Source organism: Streptomyces poriferorum, assembly GCF_019399235.1.
Taxonomy (GTDB): Bacteria; Actinomycetota; Actinomycetes; order Streptomycetales; family Streptomycetaceae; genus Streptomyces; species Streptomyces poriferorum.
Genome location: NZ_JAELVH010000406.1, coordinates 1 through 5,454, shown reverse-complemented (window position 1 = coordinate 5,454; position 5,454 = coordinate 1). Strand labels below are relative to the sequence as shown.

Here is a 5,454-nt window from a genome sequence, read left to right as displayed (position 1 = left end):
CCTGACGTACGGGGGCGGCGGGTGAGAAACGGCCGGGGGAGAAGGGGCGTGCCACCTCGGGCAGATCGCCTTCGGCCAGCAGCTGTGCCATCGCGTCCCCGGTGACGGGGGTGAGCAGCACCCCGTTGCGATGGTGGCCGGTGGCGAGATGGAGGCCGGGCAGCGCGGTGCGGCCCAGCAGTGGGGCGTTGTCCGGGGAGGCGGGGCGCAGACCGGCGAGGGTCTCGGTGAGCGGCAGTTCGGTGATGCCCGGCATCAGCTCGTGCGCGTCGCGCAGCAGCTCGTACACACCGCCCGCCGTGACGGTGGTGTCCCAGCCCATCTCCTCGCTGGTGGCGCCGATGACCAGTTCGCCGTTCTCGCGCGGTACGAGATAGACGTGGCTGCCCCGGACCACGGCCCGCACGGTGCGGGAGAGGAAGGGGGCGTACGCGGGAGGCACGGCCAGTCGCAGCACCTGGCCCTTCACCGGGCGGACCGGGGGCAGGACGTGCTCGGGCACCCCCGCGAGCCGGCCGCTGAGGCTGCCCGCGGCGAGTACCACCTGATCGGCCACCGGCTGCGTACCGTCGGCCAGCACGGCTCCTGCGGCCCGGCCGCCCGTGACCGAGAGCCGCTCGGCCCGTTGGCGGTGGAAGACGACCCCGGCACGTTCGCACGCCGCCACCAGCGCGGCGGCCAGCCGTCGGGGGTCGACCTGGTGGTCGCCGTCGACCCGCAGCCCGCCGCGTACGCCGGGTGCGAGCATCGGCTCCAGGCGGCGGCACTCACGGCCGGTGAGCCACTCCGAGTCCAGTCCCGAGCGGCGTTGCAGGGCATGGAGTTCGCGCAGATGGGCGCGGTCGTCGGCGTCGAGCGCGACGGCCAGGGTGCCGCAGGCGCGGAAGCCGATTTCCTGGCCGCTCGCCGCCTCCAGCTCGGCCGCGAACGCCGGATAGCGTGCGGCGGAGGCGACGTTGAGGCCGAGCAGCGTCTCCTCGCCGTAGTGGAGTTCGGTGACGGCGGCCAGCATCCCGGCCGCGACCTGGGCGGCGCCGCCGCCCGGTGCGGGATCGACGACCGCGGTGGCCAGGCCGCGCTGAGTGGCCCGCCAGGCGGTTACCAGGCCGATGATGCCGCCCCCGATGACGAGGACGTCGGACCCGTTCGTACGGTGCATACGCATGGGCGTCCAGCCCCTCCCTTCGCCGGCATGACCCGGATCAGGTTCGTACGGTCGGAGGCCGTCCAGCCTCCCTCTCAGCCCGGTGCGTCCGGGCTCCCGCGAGTGATGTGCACGGCCACCCTAAACCCCGGGCCCGCGCCCCCGGCAAGGGAGCCGCCGGTGCCGTGAACGCGGGCCCCAGGGAGGCGATCCGGCGGTCGCGTCACGGGAACCGTCTTCCTGACGAACCGTCAGGTGTTTAAGGTGGACGGGTGGACGAGCAGACCGGACAGCAGCAGACAGGGCCGCGGCACCGCCGCCGCGTCGTGATCGCCGGAGCGGGCATGGCGGGCGTGCAGACCGCCGTGGCCCTGCGGGAACAGGGCTTCACCGGCCCCGTCACGCTGATCGGCGCCGAACCCCACCAGCCGTACGACCGGCCCCCGCTGTCGAAGGCGGTCCTGCTCGGCAAGGCCGAGGACTCCGCCTTCGACATCGACTTCGAGGCGCTGGACGTCACCCTGCGGCTCGGCCTGGACGTGTCGGCGCTGCGCGCGGACGACCACGAACTGGACACCCCGGACGGGCCCGTACCCTACGACGTCCTGATCGTCGCCACCGGCGCCGAGCCCCTGGTGCTGCCCGGCTCCGAGGGTGTCCCGGGCGTCCACCTCCTGCGCACCCTGGACGACGCCGCCCGGCTGCGGCCGGTCCTGGAGCGGCAGCACGACGTCGTGGTCGTCGGCGCGGGCTGGATCGGCGCCGAGTTCGCCACCGCCGCCCGCGCGGCCGGCTGCGCGGTCACCGTCGTCGAGGCCGCCGACCGCCCGCTCGCGGGCGCACTGCCCGCCGAGGTCGCCGCACCCATGGCCGGCTGGTACGCCGAGAGCGGCGCCGCGCTCCTCACCGGCGCCCGGGTCGCCCGCATCGAACCCGGCCGCGTGGTCCTGGCCGACGGCCGCACCCTTCCGGCGGACGCGGTCGTCGTCGGTATCGGCGCCCGGCCCGCGACCGGATGGCTCGCCGGATCCGGGATCGAGCTCGGCCCGGACCGGTCGGTGACCGCCGACGCGTCCCTGCGCACCTCGCTGCCCGACGTGTACGCGGTCGGGGACTGCGCGTCCTTCCCCTCCGCCCGCTACGGCGAGCGCCTGCTCGTCCACCACTGGGACAACGCCCTCCAGGGCCCCCGCACCGTCGCCGCCGCCATCACCGCCGCGGAAGGCGAGGAGCGGCCCCCGGTCTACGACCCCGTGCCCTACTTCTGGTCCGAGCAGTTCGGCCGCTTCGTCCAGTACGCGGGCCACCACACGGGGGCCGACGCCCTGGTGTGGCGCGGCGATCCGGCCGAGCCGTCGTGGACGGTGTGCTGGCTGCGCGACGGTGTGCTCGTCGCCGTACTGGCCGTCGGCCGTCCGCGCGATCTCGCGCAGGGGCGCAAACTCGTCGAATCGGGGGCGGAACTCAACCCGGACCGGGTCGCCGACCCCTCCGTGCCCCTGAAATCGGCCACGCTCTGACGGCCCGACCGGCCCCCGTACGGTCGGCCCGGGTACCGACTGTCGGTCCGGGATGGCACGCTTGTCCCCGTGACCGAGATTGACGCAAAGATCGATGCTCTCGTCCCCGCCTGGCTCCACCTTCCCGACATCGCCGAAATGTTCGGTGTCGAGGTGACGCGTGTACGCCAGCTGGTCAAGGACGGCCAGCTCATCGCCGTACGACGTGGTGAGAACCGGGCGCTCCAGGTGCCTGCCGCCTTCATCGACGGCGACAAGGTGGTCAAGGGCCTTTCGGGGACCCTGACGCTCCTGAGGGACGACGGCTACTCCGACGCGGAGATGCTGGAATGGCTCTTCACCCCCGACCCGAGTCTGCCGGGCACGCCCGCGCAGGCGCTGAGTGAGAATCGCGGCACGGAGGTGAAGCGCCGCGCCCAGGCGCTCGCCGTCTGACCCGCTGCCGCACGGGGGATGCGGGCCGCTCGGTGCGGCCCGCATCCCCGCGCGGCACCGACGAACCGAATCGATGTCGCCTTTCCCCGGGGGGAACCGCACCATGTCCACGCCTCGCGCGCTGCTGTCCGACGCCCGGCTCTACCTGTGCACGGACGCCCGCCGGCGCCAGGGTGACCTTCCCGCGTTCCTCGACGCGGTCCTGACCGGCGGTGTGGACATCATCCAGCTGCGCGACAAGGGCATGGAAGCGGCCGAGGAGCTCGAACACCTCGCCCTCTTCGCCGACGCCTGCAAGCGCCACGGCAAGCTCCTCGCGGTCAACGACCGGGCCGACGTCGCCCATGCCATCGGCTCCGACGTGCTGCACCTGGGCCAGGGTGACCTGCCGGTCCGGGCCGCCCGCGCGATCATCGGCCAGCACGTGGTCATCGGCCGCTCCACGCACGCCGCGTCCGAGGTCGACGCGGCCGTCGCCGAGCCCGGTGTCGACTACTTCTGCACCGGCCCCTGCTGGCCCACCCCGACCAAGCCCGGCCGGCACGCCCCGGGGCTGGACCTCGTCCGCTACGCCGCCTCGCTCACCCCCGCCCGTCCGTGGTTCGCCATCGGCGGGATCGACGCGGGCAACCTCGACGAGGTGCTGGACGCCGGAGCGCGCCGGGTCGTCGTCGTGCGGGCCATCACCGAGGCTTCCGATCCGGCTGCCGCCGCCGCCGCGCTGGCGGGAAGGATCCGGGACCGCGCCGGCGTGTGACCGGGCGGGCGGAGGGGCCGCTTCGGGACAGGAGTGTCCGAAGTGTGGACAAAGATCGGGCAATCAAGCCAAATCGCCCCAGTTCGGTTGGGAGCTCGCCGCGCCCTGGTTAACCTGCCGGTATGGCCCTTGGCACACCCTCCACCAGGACAGATCACGCGCGCACCGTGCGTGAGATGCTCGCGACCGGCAAGACCTCGTACTCGTTCGAGTTCTGGGCGCCCAAGACCGAGAAGGGCGAGCGGAACCTCTGGAACGCGCTGCGCCGGGTCGAGGCGGTGGGACCGAGCTTCGTCTCCGTGACGTACGGGGCCGGCGGATCCACCCGGTCCGGGACGGTGAAGGCGACCCAGGACATCGCCGCCGAGTCCACCCTCACCCCGGTCGCGCACCTCACGGCGGTCAACCACTCCATCGCCGAGCTGCGCAACATGGTGGGGCAGTACGCCGACGCCGGAATCCGGAACATCCTCGCCGTGCGCGGCGACCCGCCGGGCGACCCGATGGGTCCGTGGGTCGAACACCCGCAGGGCGTGCACTACGCGGCGGACCTCGTCCGGCTGATCAAGGAATCCGGCGATTTCTGTGTCGGCGTCGCGGCATTCCCCGAAAGGCATCCGCGCTCCGCCGACTGGGACACCGACATCCGGCATTTCGTGGACAAGTGCCGCGCCGGTGCGGACTATGCGATCACGCAGATGTTCTTCGATCCGGACGCCTATCTCCGGATGCGTGACCGGGTGGTCGCTGCGGGTTGCGAAACCCCGATCATCCCCGAGGTGATGCCGCTGACGAGCGTCCGGCAATTGGAGAGATTCGCGCAGCTCAGCAACGCGACGCTGCCCGCGGATCTGAAAGAACGGATCCTCGCGGTCAAGGACGATCCCGCCGCTGTACGCTCCATTGGCATCGACTTCGCAACGCGGTTCTGCGCGAAGCTGCTTTCCGAGGGTGTCCCCGGGCTGCACTTCATCACGTTGAACAACTCGACAGCGACGCTCGAAATCTACGAGAATCTCGGACTGCACAAGCAGTCGTGACCGGCCGTACCCGCCGCGACCCGGGGCGGTGGCCGTAGAAGGGGGCGGGCATGGGCTGGACGGTCCTCTACATCGCGTTCGGCATCGTTGCGCTGTGGCTGCTCGGTGAGGTGCTGCTGCAGTACAAGGCACGCCTGCGCTGGCGCCTGCTCGCCTTCACCGGCTTCGCCGGTGTCGTCGTCGGTGTGCTGATGCCGTCCGTGTTCGTCATCACCCTTGGTGCGATCGCCTTCGCGACCGGCCAGACGTACGTCACGCTCTCCTTCCGCCGCGGCTTCTCGACGGGCTGGGCCATAGGGGGCAGCCCCGGCGAGAGCCGCCGCCGCCGTGGCGGTGCCGACCGTGAACCCACGCTCCAGGTATCGGACTTGGAGATGGAGTACGACCACGAGGCGCCGCGGCAGCCGGAGGCCGCACCGCAGGCCGGACCGGCCGCGGTCTACGCCCCGGAGCCGCTGCCGGACGACACCGGGCAGTACGGCGTCTACACCGACCACCACCCGCAGCAGGGGCAGCACCAGGAACCCCAGCAGCCGCAGTACGCGGCGTACGACCCGT

General features: G+C 72.3%; 6 protein-coding genes and 1 riboswitch. Of the genes, 5 read left to right on the top strand and 1 reads right to left on the bottom strand.

Translation table 11 applies throughout. The features are described 5' to 3' along the window. Nucleotides 1–1,165: glycine oxidase ThiO (thiO, locus tag JGS39_RS37050; RefSeq protein WP_219574162.1), on the bottom strand; the 1,165-nt coding region annotated here is incomplete at its 3' end. Next, a riboswitch (TPP riboswitch) is annotated at nt 1,163–1,275 on the bottom strand. It overlaps the preceding gene by 3 nt. A gap of 213 nt (nt 1,276–1,488) precedes the next feature. Between thiO and JGS39_RS37045 the strand changes: the two genes are divergently transcribed. The 5 genes from JGS39_RS37045 to JGS39_RS37025 form a co-directional block, all read left to right on the top strand. Then, complete coding sequence (locus JGS39_RS37045) at nt 1,489–2,664, top strand: NAD(P)/FAD-dependent oxidoreductase (RefSeq protein WP_219574163.1); 1,176 nt, start codon at nt 1,489–1,491, stop codon at nt 2,662–2,664. A gap of 69 nt (nt 2,665–2,733) precedes the next feature. Next, on the top strand, nt 2,734–3,099 hold the full coding sequence (locus JGS39_RS37040; protein ID WP_219574161.1) for an Rv2175c family DNA-binding protein: 366 nt from the start codon (nt 2,734–2,736) through the stop codon (nt 3,097–3,099). Between the two features lie 103 nt (nt 3,100–3,202). After that, nucleotides 3,203–3,856, top strand: a complete 654-nt coding sequence (gene thiE / locus JGS39_RS37035) for a thiamine phosphate synthase (RefSeq protein WP_219574160.1) — start codon at nt 3,203–3,205, stop codon at nt 3,854–3,856. Between the two features lie 122 nt (nt 3,857–3,978). Beyond that, nucleotides 3,979–4,896 (top strand): methylenetetrahydrofolate reductase [NAD(P)H], encoded by a 918-nt coding sequence (gene metF / locus JGS39_RS37030; RefSeq protein WP_219574159.1) that lies wholly within the window; start codon nt 3,979–3,981, stop codon nt 4,894–4,896. Nucleotides 4,897–4,946: 50 nt separating this feature from the next. Further along, nucleotides 4,947–5,454 (top strand): Sec-independent protein translocase family protein (locus tag JGS39_RS37025; protein WP_505391880.1); only part of this gene is annotated, 508 nt, incomplete at its 3' end.

Excerpts from the sequence above, each read along its gene's own strand:
- JGS39_RS37045 (WP_219574163.1), top strand. The coding sequence starts at position 1,489 with ATGGCGGGCGTGCAGACCGCCGTGGCCCTGCGGGAACAGGGCTTCACC.
- thiE (WP_219574160.1), top strand. The coding sequence starts at position 3,203 with ATGTCCACGCCTCGCGCGCTGCTGTCCGACGCCCGGCTCTACCTGTGC.
- metF (WP_219574159.1), top strand. The coding sequence starts at position 3,979 with ATGGCCCTTGGCACACCCTCCACCAGGACAGATCACGCGCGCACCGTG.